Source organism: Caldalkalibacillus mannanilyticus JCM 10596, from assembly GCF_000615945.1.
GTDB lineage: Bacteria > Bacillota > Bacilli > Caldalkalibacillales > JCM-10596 > Bacillus_AT > Bacillus_AT mannanilyticus.
In genome coordinates this window covers 66,295-82,976 of record NZ_BAMO01000005.1, presented here as the reverse complement: position 1 = coordinate 82,976, position 16,682 = coordinate 66,295, and the positions used below count along the sequence as shown (strand labels likewise).

Annotated in this window: 19 protein-coding genes; 17 read left to right on the top strand and 2 right to left on the bottom strand. The window is 38.6% G+C overall.

What is annotated here, in order from left to right; all coding sequences use genetic code 11:
- Positions 1 to 19: 19 nt before the first annotated feature.
- The 10 genes from JCM10596_RS27500 to JCM10596_RS04380 all read left to right on the top strand — a co-directional run bounded on the left by JCM10596_RS27500 (position 20) and on the right by JCM10596_RS04380 (position 9,397).
- The gene (locus tag JCM10596_RS27500) at positions 20 to 1,015 is read left to right on the top strand and encodes a cache domain-containing protein (protein WP_051541170.1); all 996 of its coding nucleotides are present in this window, start codon (positions 20 to 22) and stop codon (positions 1,013 to 1,015) included.
- Positions 997 to 1,884, top strand: a complete 888-nt coding sequence (locus tag JCM10596_RS27495) for a sensor histidine kinase (RefSeq protein ID WP_051541169.1) — start codon at positions 997 to 999, stop codon at positions 1,882 to 1,884. The genes JCM10596_RS27500 and JCM10596_RS27495 overlap by 19 nt, the downstream gene beginning before the upstream one ends.
- Entirely contained in the window at positions 1,877 to 3,427 is a 1,551-nt protein-coding gene (locus JCM10596_RS04415) for a response regulator transcription factor (protein ID WP_025026096.1), read from the top strand. The genes JCM10596_RS27495 and JCM10596_RS04415 overlap by 8 nt, the downstream gene beginning before the upstream one ends.
- 148 nt (positions 3,428 to 3,575) lie before the next feature.
- Positions 3,576 to 4,904: an ABC transporter substrate-binding protein gene (locus JCM10596_RS04410; protein WP_025026095.1), complete on the top strand. Its 1,329-nt coding sequence runs from the start codon at positions 3,576 to 3,578 to the stop codon at positions 4,902 to 4,904.
- Positions 4,905 to 5,023: 119 nt separating this feature from the next.
- Positions 5,024 to 5,977, top strand: coding sequence for a carbohydrate ABC transporter permease (locus JCM10596_RS04405; RefSeq protein WP_025026094.1), 954 nt, complete (start codon positions 5,024 to 5,026; stop codon positions 5,975 to 5,977).
- Positions 5,978 to 5,980: 3 nt separating this feature from the next.
- Positions 5,981 to 6,814, top strand: a complete 834-nt coding sequence (locus JCM10596_RS04400; RefSeq protein WP_025026093.1) for a carbohydrate ABC transporter permease — start codon at positions 5,981 to 5,983, stop codon at positions 6,812 to 6,814.
- A 66-nt stretch (positions 6,815 to 6,880) separates the two neighbouring features.
- Positions 6,881 to 7,498 carry a DUF624 domain-containing protein gene (locus JCM10596_RS04395; RefSeq protein WP_025026092.1) on the top strand — a complete coding sequence of 206 codons (618 nt, stop codon included), beginning with the start codon at positions 6,881 to 6,883 and terminating at the stop codon, positions 7,496 to 7,498.
- Positions 7,499 to 7,569: 71 nt separating this feature from the next.
- A complete protein-coding gene (locus JCM10596_RS04390) occupies positions 7,570 to 8,121 on the top strand; it encodes a hypothetical protein (RefSeq protein ID WP_025026091.1) in 552 nt (183 codons plus the stop codon).
- A 14-nt stretch (positions 8,122 to 8,135) separates the two neighbouring features.
- On the top strand, positions 8,136 to 8,843 hold the full coding sequence (locus JCM10596_RS04385; RefSeq protein WP_025026090.1) for an aspartate/glutamate racemase family protein: 708 nt from the start codon (positions 8,136 to 8,138) through the stop codon (positions 8,841 to 8,843).
- Positions 8,840 to 9,397: a hypothetical protein gene (locus JCM10596_RS04380; protein ID WP_025026089.1), complete on the top strand. Its 558-nt coding sequence runs from the start codon at positions 8,840 to 8,842 to the stop codon at positions 9,395 to 9,397. Before JCM10596_RS04385 ends, JCM10596_RS04380 begins: the two co-directional genes overlap by 4 nt.
- Before the next feature lie 100 nt (positions 9,398 to 9,497).
- On the opposite strand, the gene JCM10596_RS04375 is transcribed toward JCM10596_RS04380, so the two are convergent.
- Together JCM10596_RS04375 and JCM10596_RS04370 are read right to left on the bottom strand one after the other, a co-directional pair.
- Complete coding sequence (locus JCM10596_RS04375) at positions 9,498 to 10,655, bottom strand: ABC transporter permease (RefSeq protein ID WP_025026088.1); 1,158 nt, start codon at positions 10,653 to 10,655, stop codon at positions 9,498 to 9,500.
- Complete coding sequence (locus JCM10596_RS04370; protein ID WP_025026087.1) at positions 10,645 to 11,397, bottom strand: ATP-binding cassette domain-containing protein; 753 nt, start codon at positions 11,395 to 11,397, stop codon at positions 10,645 to 10,647. Before JCM10596_RS04370 ends, JCM10596_RS04375 begins: the two co-directional genes overlap by 11 nt.
- A gap of 175 nt (positions 11,398 to 11,572) precedes the next feature.
- Here JCM10596_RS04370 and JCM10596_RS04365 point away from each other — a divergent pair, with 175 nt between their 5' ends.
- The 7 genes from JCM10596_RS04365 (at position 11,573) to JCM10596_RS04340 (ending at position 16,679) form a co-directional block, all read left to right on the top strand.
- On the top strand, positions 11,573 to 12,271 hold the full coding sequence (locus JCM10596_RS04365; protein ID WP_025026086.1) for a LytR/AlgR family response regulator transcription factor: 699 nt from the start codon (positions 11,573 to 11,575) through the stop codon (positions 12,269 to 12,271).
- Positions 12,272 to 12,288: 17 nt separating this feature from the next.
- Positions 12,289 to 12,639 (top strand): hypothetical protein, encoded by a 351-nt coding sequence (locus tag JCM10596_RS29075; protein ID WP_148302506.1) that lies wholly within the window; start codon positions 12,289 to 12,291, stop codon positions 12,637 to 12,639.
- The gene (locus tag JCM10596_RS30015) at positions 12,600 to 12,869 is read left to right on the top strand and encodes a hypothetical protein (RefSeq protein ID WP_234410400.1); all 270 of its coding nucleotides are present in this window, start codon (positions 12,600 to 12,602) and stop codon (positions 12,867 to 12,869) included. The genes JCM10596_RS29075 and JCM10596_RS30015 overlap by 40 nt, the downstream gene beginning before the upstream one ends.
- On the top strand, positions 12,860 to 13,258 hold the full coding sequence (locus tag JCM10596_RS30010; RefSeq protein WP_081791904.1) for a GHKL domain-containing protein: 399 nt from the start codon (positions 12,860 to 12,862) through the stop codon (positions 13,256 to 13,258). The genes JCM10596_RS30015 and JCM10596_RS30010 overlap by 10 nt, the downstream gene beginning before the upstream one ends.
- A gap of 68 nt (positions 13,259 to 13,326) precedes the next feature.
- Positions 13,327 to 13,758 (top strand): DUF4275 family protein, encoded by a 432-nt coding sequence (locus tag JCM10596_RS04350; RefSeq protein ID WP_025026083.1) that lies wholly within the window; start codon positions 13,327 to 13,329, stop codon positions 13,756 to 13,758.
- Between the two features lie 139 nt (positions 13,759 to 13,897).
- Complete coding sequence (locus tag JCM10596_RS04345) at positions 13,898 to 14,749, top strand: AraC family transcriptional regulator (protein WP_025026082.1); 852 nt, start codon at positions 13,898 to 13,900, stop codon at positions 14,747 to 14,749.
- Positions 14,750 to 15,041: 292 nt separating this feature from the next.
- Entirely contained in the window at positions 15,042 to 16,679 is a 1,638-nt protein-coding gene (locus tag JCM10596_RS04340; protein ID WP_025026081.1) for a histidine-type phosphatase, read from the top strand.
- Positions 16,680 to 16,682: the final 3 nt, after the last annotated feature.

Here is a 16,682-nt window from a genome sequence, read left to right as displayed (position 1 = left end):
GTCATGAGGGGGAGTGGAGATGAATATCTTGCAAAAAATGATCAGGTTTCATTTTCTCCCCAATACCTCTATGACCAAAAAGATTAGTGTAGTATTTGTTTTTCTGATTATGATCCCCATGGTGATTTTAAGCTATGTATCGTATGAAAGCTATTCTAAAAACCTGCAAGAGAACACCATTTTATACGTAAGTGAGATATCAGATAAAATGTTAAAGCGGCTGGATGACGATATAGATGGCATGATGAAATTATCGGCGACACCTGCTTATTTAGGAGAATTACAGGAATTGCTTATGCTTTCTAACCAATCTGCTTCAGAAAGTAAGAGGGCAGAGGATCGGGCTGCTGAAACAGAGTTAAAAAGCAATATAGGATTGTTCGCACAAATGATCAATAACATGAAGAATGAAACCAATTCAGTCTATATTTTTGACAATGATGGACGTGTTTATATGGATGTGAAAACTCGTGGAGCCAGAGCTGATCTGGATGCGAGATATGAAGAATGGCTTGAATCTGCTAGAAAAGCGGGTGGACAAGCTATTTTATTTAGCACTCAGGATATCATAAATGACTATGACCCTGAACGATATGTTTTTACAGTCGTGAGAGATATTAAGGAAGTCTTTACCCGAGAGTCAGTTGGAATGATCGCGATTGATGCCAATATCAGCATGATTGAAGAGGTTGTCATGGATTTAGATCTTACCACAAAGGGAAAAACAATTCTATTAGATTCAATGAATAAGGTAATTTTCGATAGTGAGAGAAAGCTGATTACGCAAGATTTTTCTAGGCATGAAGTACTGGCAGAAATGAATGAAGCCAAAGGAAGTTTTTCAGCCATGATCAACGGTGCCGAGCACTTAGTTGTGTATACTTCCTCCAAGCGAAATGGGTGGAAGATGGTCGTGACGGTCCCGTTGGTGGAATTAACTGAAAAAGTGGCAGAAATACAAAGAGTCATGATCATCATTACGACGAGTATTATAGCTTGGCTTTGTTTATCTTGATGGTGGTAACCTTCGCCATTACCAATCCACTGAGGAAACTAATAGAATTAATGAAAGAAGTACAAAATGGGAATTTAGATGTTCGGTTCCATGTGAAATATAATGATGAAGTAGGTATGCTGGGTCGGCACTTTAATGAAATGTTAAATAGAATCAAACAATTAATTCGTGATGTATATCAGGTTGAGTTAAAAAAGAAAGAGATTGAATTGGATGCTTTGCAGAGTCAAATCAATCCTCATTTTATATACAATTCCTTAGAAAGCATCAGAATGAATGCTGAAATCAATGATGATGATGAAACAGCCGATATGATTTTCCTCTTAAGCAAGCTATTAAGATACAGCATTAATCGAGGCAATGAGCGTGTGACTCTCCATGAGGAAATTGATCATCTAGATCACTATGTAAAGTTTCTAAACTTTCGCTTTCATCATTCGATTGTCTTGCAGGTTCAGCCTTTGGACAAGATTTGTAAAATGGAAGTGATCAAGCTGCTCTTTCAACCAATTGTAGAGAATGCGATCCTGCACGGAGTAGGGAGCAGAGAAGAGCCATTGTTGATCTCAATCACCTATGAAATGTTTGAAGAAAAAGTTGTTTTTTCAATAAAAGATAACGGAAGCGGAATGCAGCCAGAAAAGGTAGAGGAGCTACAGCAGAAGATCTCCAGAGGTGTTATGTTAAGTCATCATCAACAGCCTGATGAGCATCGGAAATCTGGATTAGGTCTTAGAAATGTAAATGAGCGAATCAAGATTTATTACGGGACAGAGTATGGTTTATCTATCCAGAGTGAGGTCGGGAAAGGGACAGAAGTATTCCTTTCTCTACCATACAACAAGAGGAGGGAGAACAGAGATGACTGATATTATCATTGTGGACGATGAGGAAAGAATCAGGTTAGGTTTAACGAAAATTGTTTCTAAAGCGAGTGAGGAATATCGAATTGCGGGAAGCTTTTCAAATCCCTTAGAAGTCATTCGCTATCTTGAAGAAGATGGTCCGTTAGATATCTTAATCACGGATATTAATATGCCGCAGATGGATGGGATTCAGTTAGTGGAACATGTGAAAACAAGGCTACCTCATGTAACTTGCATTATTGTTAGCGGATATAATGATTTTGAATATGCCAGAAATGCATTACGCTTTGGGGTAGCGGACTATTTACTAAAACCAATCGATAAGCAAGAGCTGTACTCCCTGCTGCTTCGTATTAGCGAAAAGAGAAAGAAGACGAAACAGGAAAAAAGCCTTGTAGAAGACAATATGCTGCACCTGACCTTAGATCCAGATGGCGTCAAAGGGGAGCTTCAAAAGCAAGAAATACTCAATTATTTGAAAACCTACATTATCCCTAAAGGAACGACGCATTATCTTTTTTTGGTGGTTAAATCTAAAAATCATGTCATAGATTTGGATACGGTTCTACAAAAAAAGTGTTGTAAGGTAAAGGGAATCCACCTTGATCGAGCTAAACAAGTAATCGTTATGTTTTTTCAAGATTCTCAGCAGGACTCTCGCATAGAACAAAGCAGGGGTGAAATCGCTAGGATTGTACAAGCCCTAGAGGAACATCTAGAAAGCATGCCCCAGGAGCCTATTGCGATCGGAATAAGCCAAGAAATGAAGGAGATTACGGGGTGGAGTGAAGGATATAACCAAGCGAATCTAGCTTGTGAGTATGCCATGTATGAACCGTTAAATCAAAGCATCATTGAATATAAGGACATTACCTGCCAGCTCGATCGAAAAAAGATCATCCAAACGCTGATAGAAAAGGAATTACCTAGTGCTTTCGAGGTACTGGATGAAAAGAAACTAAAAGAGCACCTCCAAAAAATATTTGAAGAAATCTATCGCTGCCGTTTTCCTCTCCTTGAAGTATTGCAAATCTGCGAGCATATTCTGCATGCTGCCAGCAAAGAAATCCCTGAATTTGTTCAAGTACTTAAAGAAATAGAGGGTGGACATTGGGAAGAACACATTCAACAACAATGTCTCAAGTTAAGAGAGATCCAACAGTATATTATCCACTTGCTTCTTTCTATCCTAGCTAACATAAAAGAAAAGCGTGATAAGCAAGGGAATCGCACCATTGAAATAGTCAAACAAATCATCGAAGAGGAATACAAGGATGAAATGGATCTTTCACGATTGGCTGAGAGAGTGTTTCTTACCCCAAGTTATTTAAGTAAGTACTTTAAAACAGAAACGGGAGAAACCATTACGGATTATTTAATAAAAATAAGGCTGAATAAAGCGAAAGAGCTATTGAAAAATCGGCTGGATTATAAAACATATGAAGTAGGACATAAGGTGGGGTATCATGACCCTGCTTATTTTAACAAGCTCTTTAAAAGAATGGTGGGTATGACGCCGAAAGAGTATCGAAATCGAACAAGATAAGAGCATAATAGAGAACAATTTTCCTAATCTAAGTCATATAAAAACAAAAAATAGGTGTGCTACTATTTATTTGAGAACGTTTACAACACCGGTGAAGACGTTCAGGAAATGAACAGGAGACATGAATGACTAGATAAGGGGGATTCAAATGAAAATATCTAAACGAATAATAATGACACTGATTGTTCTACTGGTGATTAGTACTTTAGTTGGGTGTACGAGCAAAGCTCCAGTAGAATCACAGTCTTCGAATGAGGGGACGGGAGAACCAAAGGATCCGACAGAAATCAGTGGAAATATTACGGTCTTGACTCAGAGAACAGATATCGTGGACACGGTCTTTCAAGAGTATGCTAAGAGGTTTAATGAGCAATACCCTAATGTAAAAGTAAGCTTTGAAGCCTTTACCGATTATGAAGGACAAACAAAAATTAGAATGAACACAACAGACTATGGTGATGTCCTCTTAATTCCTAATGATATACCTTTAGCCGAGTTATCTACCTACTTTGAGTCACTAGGTTCACTAGATGAGTTAAGTAAAACCTACCGTTTTGCTGATGAAAGAGAATACCAAGGAACCGTATATGGCTTACCTATTGTCGTTAACGCTTCGGGTATTGTCTACAACAAAACGGTATTTGAGCAAGCGGGTATTACGTCGATTCCGAGCACGCCAGATGAGTTTCTTGCTGCGATGAAGAAAATCAAAGAAAATACTGAGGCGATTCCTTACTATACAAACTACGTAGCCGGATGGACGTTGAACCAATGGGAGGATCATCGCTTATCCGTAGCGGGTGATCCAAGCTATGTGAATAGAAAGATGATTGATATGGACGACCCATTTGCTCTCGGCAAACCACATTATATTGTTTACAAGCTGTTGTATGATCTTGTCAAAGAAGGACTAGTGGAAAGAGATCCGTTCACAACAGATTGGGAAAGTTCGAAAGTGATGCTTGCCAAAGGTGAAATTGGAGCTATGGTCCTAGGTTCATGGGCAATTTCACAGGTGCAGGAGCTGGCTGATCATCCTGAGGACATCGGGTATATGCCATTTCCTTATCAGAAGGATGGAGTTGTGTATACAGCAAGTAGTGGAGATTATAAGATGGCGGTAAATAAAAATAGTAAGCATAAAGAGGCTGCAATGGCTTGGTTATGGTGGTTTATGAATGAATCTGGTTATGCCAAATCTCAAGGTGGAATCTCACCTTTACTTGATGGAGAATTCCCCGAAACATTAAAGTCATTTGAGGAACTTAACGTTGAATTTATCGCCAATACTCCAGCAAGGGCAGGAGAGGAAGGCATCATTGATGAGATTGATCAGGTTTCAGAGGTAGGGCTATGGCAGCCAGACTTTAAACAACGGATTGTAGAGGCAGCTGTTGGAAATAGAAAAGAATCCTTTGATGATATTATGAATGACCTTAATCAGAAGTGGAAAAAAGGCAGAGAGCAGGTTCGTTAGTCTGCAAACGTATACATGTTTTTATCAAGGGGAAGTGCGTAAGCTCTTTCCCTTCAATTTTAAGCCATACTAGCAAGATGAAAAATAGTTTATGGATGTCGTGGAGGTGAACCATACTTATGTCAAAGATATCAACGGTTTCAAATGACCCAAGCCTTGGCAATAAGTTAAATAGAGGACCAGCTTTTAAATTTAGATTATCTGATTACAGCTATAAGACACAGAGAACAATCATCATTCTTTCCTTTTCCTTTCTCCCCCTTGCTCTTTTATTTACTTTTTCTTATTTACCGTTATTCAATATGATTAAATACAGCTTCCATTCCTGGAGAGGATATGGCGAGATGACCTTTGTAGGTCTTGATAATTATATAACGATTTTTACTCAGCCCCAGTATTTTTCCGTCTTAAAAGTAAGCTTGTATTATTTCTTTGCTACCTTTATTCAAATGGCAGTGGCTCTATATTTTGCCACCATCTTAAGTTTTAAAGTGCGTGCCCAAAACTTTTTTAAGGGCGTTTTATTTTTCCCTTTTCTGCTTAATAGTGTAGCAATCTCCTTTATCTTTCTCTTTTTTTTCCGACCTGAGGGGACGCTAGATACGCTGCTAGAACTTATAGGTTTAAGCTCTCTAAGTCAGCTGTGGTTAGGGGATCCGAATATAAACAACTTTTCCTTGGCAGCTACCTCGGTTTGGCGTTATGTCGGCTTTAACTTTATTGTCTTTTTAGGAGCGATTCAGTCGGTATCCGCCGATATTTATGAGGCAGCGGAAATTGACGGGGCAAACAAATGGCAGCAATTTAGACATATTATCCTGCCCAGTATTCGCAGAATTGTTGAGCTAAATATTATTTTATCTATCAGTGGAGCCATTGCGGTATTTGAAATTCCATTTATTATGACCAAAGGGGCTAATGGAACGGCCACCTTTGTCATTCAAACCCTAGATACTGCTTTTAAATTTAACAAAGTAGGCTTAGCAGCAGCGATGGGTGTGGTATTGTTAGTGTTTGTCCTTATTATTACATTGATTCAAAAGAAGCTGTTTGCTGAGAAGGGAGATGCCTAGATGTTGTTAAGAATGAAGTATGCCATCCTGAGTGTATTGAAGTACCTTAGCTTACTCTTAGGAACCCTTGTGGCGATCGTCCCTATTCTTGTTGTATTTTTTGCTTCATTTAAAGACGCAGAAGAATATAGCTCTACAGGTCTATTACAACCGCCCTCCAATTGGCTTAATTTTGCTAACTACACTAGGGCTTTTACAGAAGGAAATATGCTCCTTGGTTTTTTTAATACTCTGCTTATCGTTGGAATTGCTACTACAGGCGCTATTATTTTGGGTACTATGATTGCTTATGTCTTAAGTCGCTTTGAGTTTCGAGGGAAAAAGTTCATGATCGGAGCTTTTATGTTCGCTGTCTTAATTCCCGGTATTACGATGCAGGTATCTACCTTTCAAATTATTAATAGTCTAGGTTTGTTTAATACTAGGGGAGCCGCTATCATTTTATATTTGGGAACAGATATTATCGCGGTGTATATCTTCCTTCAGTTTTTGAATCGTATCTCAACCTCTCTTGATGAATCAGCGATGCTAGAAGGTGCTTCGTATTTTACGATTTACAGTAAAATTATTGTTCCGCTACTTAAACCAGCGATTGCTACGGTCATTGTACTTAAAGGAGTGGGAATCTACAATGATTTCTACACCCCCTTCTTATATATGCCAAAGTCAGAGCTTGCTGTTCTATCGACGGCTTTGTTTAAGTTTCAAGGACCCTACGGCAATCAGTGGGAAGTGATTTGTGCGGGAATTATGATCATTGTGATTCCAACCATTATTGTTTTCTTAACCTTACAAAAATATATCTACAATGGCTACTCAGATGGAGCCGTTAAATAATGTTACTTGAAGAGTCCAAAAAGGACATGTGCTTAGAGAGAAAGCGAGTAAAGGAGGTCCTTCTAGATGGTTGTTGAAATCATAGAAACAATGTACAAGTATATGAAAGTGAGTATGCTGTTCTGGATGTATTTGCTAAAAGGGGCTATTGTTTATGGCTTGATTCCTTCGAGCTGTGCTTTATTGGCGACAATGAAAGAGATAAGAAGCGGTGAAGATCACGTTCAAATATCAGAGAGGTTTGCTATGTACTACAATCATTATGCCTCTTATAGATGGATGTCCTTTGCCGTTGTGTTTTGTGGAGTGGCAGTGTATGCCATTCTTTTTTTTCTGAATGTGCAAACGGGTCCGCAAAGTCAGCTGTTATCCATGTTCTTCTTTTATCTCTTTGGACTTTTACTCGTTTGGCTGACGTATGCGCTGACTATATTGGTAAAGCGAGAACAGAGTGTGAAGGAGTGTGCCGCCAAAGCCTTTGTCCTAACGATCAAATACCTATGGATTTCAGTGTTTATCTTGATGCTGCTTTGGAGTTTATTTTATATCGCTAAACTAAATCTTGTTCTCTTTCTAGTCATGGCTCCTTGTCTGTATGCCGCTATCACCAGCTTTTTAGTGGGTAGGTTTGTTGTGATTCCGGGGGTTAGGAGGCAAGTTGATCATTTGTCGGCACAATCCTAGCATTTACTTATATATGAATAAGTAGTATAATCTACCATATCAAACGATACAAAAGTTGGAGTGTTGATTTTATGATAAACAAAAATCGAGTAGCCTCAGTGTTTTTTGCTGTATTCTTATTGATTTCAGCTTTCACTCTATCAACAGGAGCCTTCGCAGTAGAAGTAGAATCTAAAGATAAAGTATTACAAGAGAAGTTCAAAAAGTTCACTGCTTTTGAGGTGTTTCCCGTAGATAACAATCAAGTTGTAATCAATGACATTCTTACTAAGAATGTATATCAGAATATCGAATTTGATGAACTGGATCCGTTAAGTATAGATGTAGCAAAGGAATTAGATTTAAAATTAGCAAACAATTGGAGCACTTCTTTCATATTAAGAGGAGACTCTGGAGAGCATCCCGATACGGTAAATATTAAAGTATCGAATGTTACAAGTGGTAAATATAAAGTGCTCATAACAAGTCTGAATGGATATCAATTTGCCTCACTAGAACAAACAGGAGAGTACTCAACTGTTATAGCAAAGGGGAGCTCTGATGATCTTTACACGGTTTTGATCATAAATACAGGAATCGATAACGTCATAGCGAAGGCTCATGTTTCTAGTTATATTAAATAGAATGGAGGGATTTCATGAAAACAATTGGTTTAATAGGTGGAATGAGTTGGGAGTCTTCGGCAGAGTATTATCGTATCATAAATGAAGAAGTGAAAAATAAAGTAGGTGGTTTGCATTCAGCGAAATGTTTGTTATATAGTGTAGATTTTGCTGAGATTGAACGTTTTCAATCAGAGGGGGATTGGGAGGGAGCTGGTCGAGTGTTAGCTGACGTTGCCTTATCCTTAGAAAAAGCTGGAGCGGAGTTTGTTGTTCTATGTACGAATACCATGCACAAAGTCATTGATGCTATTGAAGAAAAAATACATATACCGGTCTTGCATATTGCGGATGCCACAGCGAATCAAATTCAAAGGGCAAATCTAAAAACAGTGGGTTTACTTGGGACGAAATATACGATGGAACAAGAATTTTATAAAGCACGCTTGGAGTCTTTTGGAATTAGGGTCATCATTCCAAATCAAGAGGAAAGAAACAACGTCAATAAAATCATTTATGAAGAGCTATGCTTGGGACAAATTCATCCTTCATCCAAGGAGTATTATCAACAAGTAATGAAAGGATTACTTGCTGAGGGCGCAGAGGGAATTGTCCTGGGATGTACGGAAATTGGTTTATTAATAAAACAAGAAGATTCAGAGGTTCCTTTATTTGATACAGCTAGGATTCATGCTATTGAAGCTGTTAAAGTGGCTTTGGGATTGCTTGAGAAGAATCAATGAAAAAGAGTATTTTCATTTTAATTATTATAAGCTTTATTGCTACCTTAGGTTTTGCATCTGTTTCAGCTTCAAAAGCAAGTAAAGAAGAAAGAATATCTGAATTTAGAGAACGCGTAGCTAAGATTAATGAAAAGCTAGCGAATATTGAAAACCCAGAAGAATATGCTGAAGGTGCATCGGAAGCAGATGAATTAGGAAGAGAAATTAAAGAAAAGGGGTTGCTTGATGGTTTAACCACTGCTGATTTAATTACGAAAGAAGAGTTGTTATTAAATGTCGAAACAGCCATGTCTGCAAATATTGATGGCAAAAAGATGTATGATACTGTTTCGATGAAAGATAAGATGAGTGTAGAATTTTTAGATGAACGAGCAAAGATATATGAAGAGCTATTAAAACAAATCGAATACGCTGAAGATAAACAAATTCCTGCATTGTACACGAAATTTGAAAGAGTTTCTGAGGCACTTAATCAAGAGCGAGTACGTCGCGAAATGAAAAATCCAAAAGAAGTATATGAGATTCTAAAAGAAGATATTGATCTGAATCATTAATGTCTAGTCATGATCATTATTCTCAAGTATAAACAAGAAAGGGCATTTCCCAGTGGTTATCAAGATAACACACGAATGGGAATGCCCTTTTCCTTTTCCTTTAATTCATAACCCATTTATCCTTGAGGAACATAATTCTGGCAATGATGAATACGACGATAATGAAGAGGAGGTTACTGCCAATCATTATGCCGAGGTGTAGGTAGTTAATGATGCCAAAGCTTAATTCTTTTAAGATTGTAAAGATATTGAGCATCGGGATAGCAAAATGATGAAGAGATAATTCATTGACTCCAATTCCTGTAATAATCACAGATGGGAAGACGATTGCCATCATGAGCGGAGTGCTATAGCTTTGAGCTTCTTTTATTGTTTTCCCTATAATGCTGGTGATCATGAGCAAGGCAGCAACAAACATGGCATGAACGATGGAAACAGCAATGGAGAAGCCAACGACAAGATAGGTGCTTTCACCAAAGGAGAGTGCACTCTTTAAATTTTCTGTTAGGAAAAAGATTTCTAGTGATACAACGACTAAGGTAATAATTCCGGTAATGGCTCCGATAGAAGAGATCGTTAACCATTTTGCTACTAGTAAGGTCATACGGTTCACGGGTGTCATTAATAAGGCTTCCATTGTTTTCTTCTCTTTTTCTCCTGCAAATAAATCATAAGCAGATGGACCAGCCCCGATTCCAATCGCGAGGGCTAGGATTAAAGGGATGAGCATAGCAACTAGATTAATGCTACTGTTTTTCTCTGCTAGTTCTTTTTGTTCTAGGGTAAAGGGTTGAACAACTTGTTGTGACATTCCTTGTGTTTCCAGACGGTTAGCAATGACCTCCTTTTCATAGTTTCCTAAAGCTGTTTTTACTAGGTTCATAAGCTGAGAGGAATTTTGACTGAAGGAGTTACCAATGATTGTCACACTGGCTTCTTCTCCCTGTTGCACAAGCTCTATAAATCCAGGGCTAAGTACAAGAGCTGCTTGTGCGTTTCCTTCGTCTAAGGTAGCTTCTGGGTCAGGAGATTTTACAAGTGTAATATTTTCAAAATCAGCCAACAAGGCTTCTACTTGTCCTACTTCGGATTGGTGGATGGCAAGGTGATACGTTTTGTCTGTTCCATCTGCAAACATACTCTCGTAGAATAATACGAGTCCTGTCATCATGATGATGGGCAGAAGTACGGTTAGCAGCAAAGTGCGGCGGTCGCGGAATGAATCCTTCATTTCTTTGAAATAGATGTTACGAAGCATAGTGCTCGTTCCCCCTTACTAATTTGCTCATAAAAATATAATTAAGATCGCGGGTTCCTTCAGCTTTGTAAAGATTTTCTAACGAATCGTGGTGGATTAATTCTCCCTTATGCATCATAGCTACTGTATCGCATAGCATAGTGACCTCCTCCATAATGTGGCTGGAGAAAATAATGGTTTTTCCTTCACGTTTAAGCTGATGGACAAGCTGTCGAAAAACATTAGAGGAGGTAATATCTAAGCCAGTGGTTGGCTCATCGAAAAGGATGATTTCGGGATTATGAATGATGGCTCTAGCAATGGCAACCTTCTGACGCATTCCCTTAGAAAAAGCACCAACTCTACGATTTAAGTAATCTCTCATTCCGAACATCTTCGCTAATTCATCAATCCGTACCTTTGTTTCATGCTTATTCATTCCATACAGAGAGGCAAAGTACTCTAGGTTTTCCCGAGCCGTTAGGCGGTCATATAACCCCGTTTCTCCTCCAAATAGCACCCCAATCTTCTTTTTAATCGCATCTGCATTTTTTATGGTATCGTAATTTGATACACATACCCTTCCCTCTGATGGAGTGAGGAGAGTGGCGATGGTTCTAAGTAATGTTGTTTTTCCTGCGCCGTTCTCTCCCAGCAGTCCAACCACCTGTCCTTTTTCCACTGTAAAAGTAACATGCTTCAATGCCGTTACATGTGTTTTTTTATCCTGAAACCTCTTGGTTACTTCGATGATTTCAATCATGTTTTTTTCACCTCATTAGATTTGATGTCTTGTTGTCCTTATCATAGCTTCAAGCTTGGAGAGAATCACTAGTTATGTCGTGAATATGCCTTTTCATGTCGTAAAAAGGATCAAAAACCTAAAAATAGTGGTAAAATAAAGAATAACTACGTTACCTAACAAGCGAGGCGGAAGTATGAAGGTAGGACTTGTCGATGATCGATATATTGACTTAGATAAATTAAATGGCATTGTAACGGGGCTTCCTAACATAGAGATTGTGTTCTCTACTCAATCTGCGGAGGAGGCATATGATTATATCAAAAAGAAGGCAGTAGATTTGTTGATTGCCGATATCGAAATGCCAAATTTATCAGGCTATGAACTGGCGGATATAATCCACTCTCATGCGCTGGACATAGCCGTGATTTTTGTAACTGGAAGCAGTGGCTATGCCGTTCACGCATTTGAATTGAATGTCCATGATTACATCATGAAGCCATACTCCAAGGAACGCTTGATCAAGAGTATTGAAAGATTGATAGAAAAGAATAAGTCAGCTGAAATGACGGGCAGATTGTATATCAAACAAAAAAACGATATTCATATCGTGCAAAAGAAGGATATTGTGTTCATAGAGCGCTCCGGACGTTCGACTACGATTTATACCAAAACAGGGCAGATCAAAACGTATCAAACATTAAATGAACTAGAAGGAGAGCTAAGAGAGCGGGACTTTCTTCGTTCACATCGCTCCTTTATTATTAACATCCACTACGTGAGAAATTTCTCACTCTATGCTAAGAACTCGTATGTCGTTTCTTTTGAAGGGCTAGAGAAGCAGGCAATGATTACAAAAGATAAGGTGGATTTTTTACAGCAAAATTATTTTTAACAAAGGGTGAACTTCATTTGAAACGAGCAAATCAATATTGGACAGTGCTTGCTTTACTTGGTTTCTTTCATCTGAACCTCTGGCTGGGTGAAAGAATCCCTTTTTATATTCTTATTGTTATGACAGGTGGAGTGGCTTATTTTTTGTCTAGAAGAGTGTTGTTGCACTTAGAGTATGTAGGCTGGAAGTGGAATGGTTTACTTGCTGTTTTACAAGGGCTTCTTTTCTTTTTCTATATTGTGGAGCTTCCTTTTTGGCTGCATTTGCTTCCGTTAACCCTCTTTATTGGATTGGAGTTTGTCAGGGCTTATTGGGAGAAAAAATCGCTGTGCTTTTGCGCAATAGTCAACATCATGAAGAGCAGCTAGCCGCTATCAATGAAACGTTTCGGATGGTTCGTAGTGAGCGACATGATTTTCTAAAGCATGTGTCAGCCTTGCACTTTATGCTGGAGGATGGCAGATCAATAGAAGCCAAGAAGTATCTAGATGCGTTAGTAGATAACTATGAGGAAACCAATTTTTCGATTAAAGGAGAGAGGGGCGCGGTAGCTGGAGTTTTGCACCAAACCTACAAGCGTGCCAAGCACTGGGGATAGAGGTTGTCTACGACTTAGATGTCCCCATTTCTACGCTACCTATTTCTGACCAAAAAATAGTCAATCTTATCGGGAATCTCTTATCGAACAGTCTGGATGCTTGTGAAGAATGGCAAAAAGCACGAAATCAAGCGCCGCTGCTGACCGTGCAATTCTACAAAAGAAGCGGTTTGTATCTACTTCTATGTAAAAACAATAGTTTACCTATCCCTTCTCCTATACTAGATGGATTATTTCAAACGTATGGAAAGTCGACAAAGGGTGAAGCACACGAAGGACTGGGGACAAAAATCATTAAGGATATCGTGGAGGAGCACCAAGGATTCCTGGATTTTGTCCATAAGGATGAGGAATTTGAAGTGAAGATTAAGATTCTTGCTATTCAGTAACTGAAAATGAGTTTAGAACAAAGCTTTCTGTACGTTAGAATCCCGCCTGCCGAAATGGAGAAAAGGAAATGAATATCATCTATACGCTAAGAAGTAAAAAAATAAAAACACAAGAAATACCTAAGTGGGGAGCTTACTTAAGAAAGAGATGGGAAGAAGAATTCGTTCATCATCTAAGTGCTGATGAAAAGAAATCTATCATGTTACATGATGCTGGAGGTGCATGTGGCTATTTGTGGCACATATTTAGTTATGAGAAGAAAGAATGTTTAAAAGAGAAAGAAGCTCAAATAGCCTTCAACCAAGAACGAAAGGAAAGCTGTTATATTTTTTTTCAACATTTAGATTTTGCGCTATTGGTTGAAAATGCTGCTTTGTTGACGGCTGAAGATCTGTTCAATGAATCTGATATTTATGTGACAGATAAGGAATTCAATTGGACATATGTCAATACACATGAACGGGACTGGTGTGGTCCTTATTTTAGTAGAAAGAAATAATGTGAAATAAGCTAAGCTGAACGAAGAGGCATGGGAAGTGGAAGCCATTGTTCATAGAACATCCTACAAAATCGTGCACCGAATGTCGGACGTTTCATTTCTAGATTTGCTATCCTTTTGAATAAAGGGAGGTCATAAAATGGATTCACTTGAAAACATGAATAAGGCGCTAAGCTATATTGAAGAAAACTTGACGAATGGTATCGACTACAGAGAAATGGCGAGAATCGCCTGCTGCTCTGAATATCATTTTAAACGGATGTTTTCTTTCCTTTCAGGAGTCACGCTTTCAGAATACATTCGTCGTAGAAGGCTTACTTTGGCAGCGTTTGATCTGAAAAGCCGTGATGTGAGAGTCATTGATGTGGCTATAAAGTACGGTTACCAATCGCCAGATTCATTTGCAAGAGCCTTCCAACTTTTGCATGGTGTCACGCCAACAGAGGCGAGGAACCAAGGCTATTCATTGAAGGCTTATCCAAGAATGACCTTTCAATTATCAATTAAGGGAGGAACGGAAATGAAATACAGAATAGAAGAGAAGGAAGCATTTCGTGTGGTAGGCTTGAAAAAGAGGATCAAGTTAGTTCCCACTGGATCAAATCCAGAGATTGTAGAGATGTGGGAGACAATTAGTGAAGAAACCTCCAACCAAATCATGGGACTTTCTAATCTGGAGCCTTTTGGAGTGATCAATGTCTGTGCTAATTTTTCAGAGGAACGATCAGAGCAGGGTGAACTAGATTTTTATATTGCTGCTGCCACGACGAAACCTTGTCCAAATAACTTGGAGTCGCTAGATATCTCTGCGTTTACTTGGGCTGTTTTTGAAGTAGAGGGAGAATGGGAGGAAGTCCAAGATACCTGGAGCAGAATCTATTCTGAGTGGTTCCCATCATCAGGATATGAACATGTCGAAGGTCCAGAAATCCTGGCAAGTAAGGAAAACAGGAGTGAAATCTGGATGCCCGTTGTGAAAAATAAAGGATAGGTGTGCGTGCTGTCTTCTAAATAAGTGAGAGTACGATACTTCAGAAAGTTGATTTCAGAAGTACAATAATAAAAAGGCGAAAAAGGCTGTCGATCATCTAGTCATGATGATTGAGAGCTTTTTTTTAACTCCAAAACCGGGATGAAATTTACAAAAAGCAAACAAGTTCAAAATATTTGATTAATAATCTAAACCTATAATGAAATGAAGCACACATTTCTTATAAAAAAAACTACATAGACTTGGAGTGTGCGCTAAAAGAGAAGATCTATCATTTTGGGAGGAAACAAGCATGCTGAACAAAAGAACGAAAAAGAGCATAGTAGCGATCCTAGTAATGGGACTGTTAACACTTACATTTGTGATCAATGCTTTTGCTGCAACTACGAAAAGAACACTGGAAGTTTCAGGTGGACCTATTTCTTTGGTGTTAGAAGGACAAAAGATTCACTTTGCAAACGGTGAAAATGACAATTCAATGGAACCCTTTCTTGCCGATGGAAGAGTCTATGTTCCCATAAGAGCGTTGGCGGATGCTCTAGGGAAAACGGTTGAATGGGATGAAAAGACAAATACGGTCTATGTACGGGCAAAAGTTTCAGGAGATCATCAATTATTGGAAGAAAAGAATGAATTTCTGAGTACGAAGGCTCCATATCCTTATCAAGAAACCACTTATACTGAACCACCAGCAGGCTATGAACCGATTTTTATCAATCATGTAGGAAGACATGGTTCAAGGCATTTATCCAGTGCTAAGTATGATAAAACACTGATGGAGCTATTAACCATCGCTGAAAATGAGGGAGACATTACGGATGTAGGAAGAGAACTGAAAAATGAGGTGGCTAGACTCATGGAAGTGGAAAGAGAAAATTATGGCCAACTGACCATCTCTGGAAAGCAAGAATTAAAGGATATGGGAATCAGAGCAGGGCATCATTATAGAGGTATTTTTGGTGAAGAGAAACAAATCAAGGCGTTTGCTACGTTCAAGGATCGAGCCCCTGACAGCAGAGATGAATTTCTCAATGGACTAAGAGAAAGCTTAGCGGGGATGGATCTGGACATCGAATCTTCATCCTATGAAGAAAACAGAGATCCTTATTTAAGACCTTTTGATATCTCGCCTAATTATAAGGAGTACAAAGATAACGGAGAATGGATCGGGATTTATAAAGAATATCTATCTAGAGAGCAAAGCACGATTTATGCAAGAGAAGTGCTCTTACAGCTTTTTTCCGAAGCATTTTACAATCGCTTAGCAGCGGGAGAGTTCAAATTAAAAGATGAAAAAGGAAAAGTGAATCTGAAGAATCCAACAGACGCCGCTTTCAATCTCTATCAGCTCTATATTATTTCGTCGAACTTAAAAGGGGAAGGACCCTTTGAATTTAGAAAGTATTTTACAGACGCTCAGTTGCAATGGTACGAGGGGATAGATAGCATAGAGGATTTTTATGAAAAAGGACCGTCTTTACCATCAACGGATCTTCCACAAAATATTAGTGCACCGCTAGTGAAGGAACTGATTGTTTCTACTGAAGAATCACTGAGAAAGCAAGATGTTGCTGGTATATTTAGATTTGCCCATGCCGAAACGATCATTCCTCTATCCTCATTTTTAGATATCCAAGGTGCAAATGTAAGTACAGCTCAAGCGGAACAAGTATCTCAAATTTGGAAGGCCTCTGTTATTTCGCCAATGGCTGCTAACATCCAGTGGGTTCTTTATTCAAATGGGAATGACTACTTGGTGAAGATGTTAAGAAACGAACAAGAGATTGCCTTTCCTATAGAAACGGAGCATTATCCGTACTATAGATGGGAGGATGTAAAAGCTTATTATCAAGAAAAGGTTCAAAGATTAGGCGTTGATTTAAAGAATACGTTAGAGGAAGATATTACCCTATTAAATGAAAGCTTTTAATCA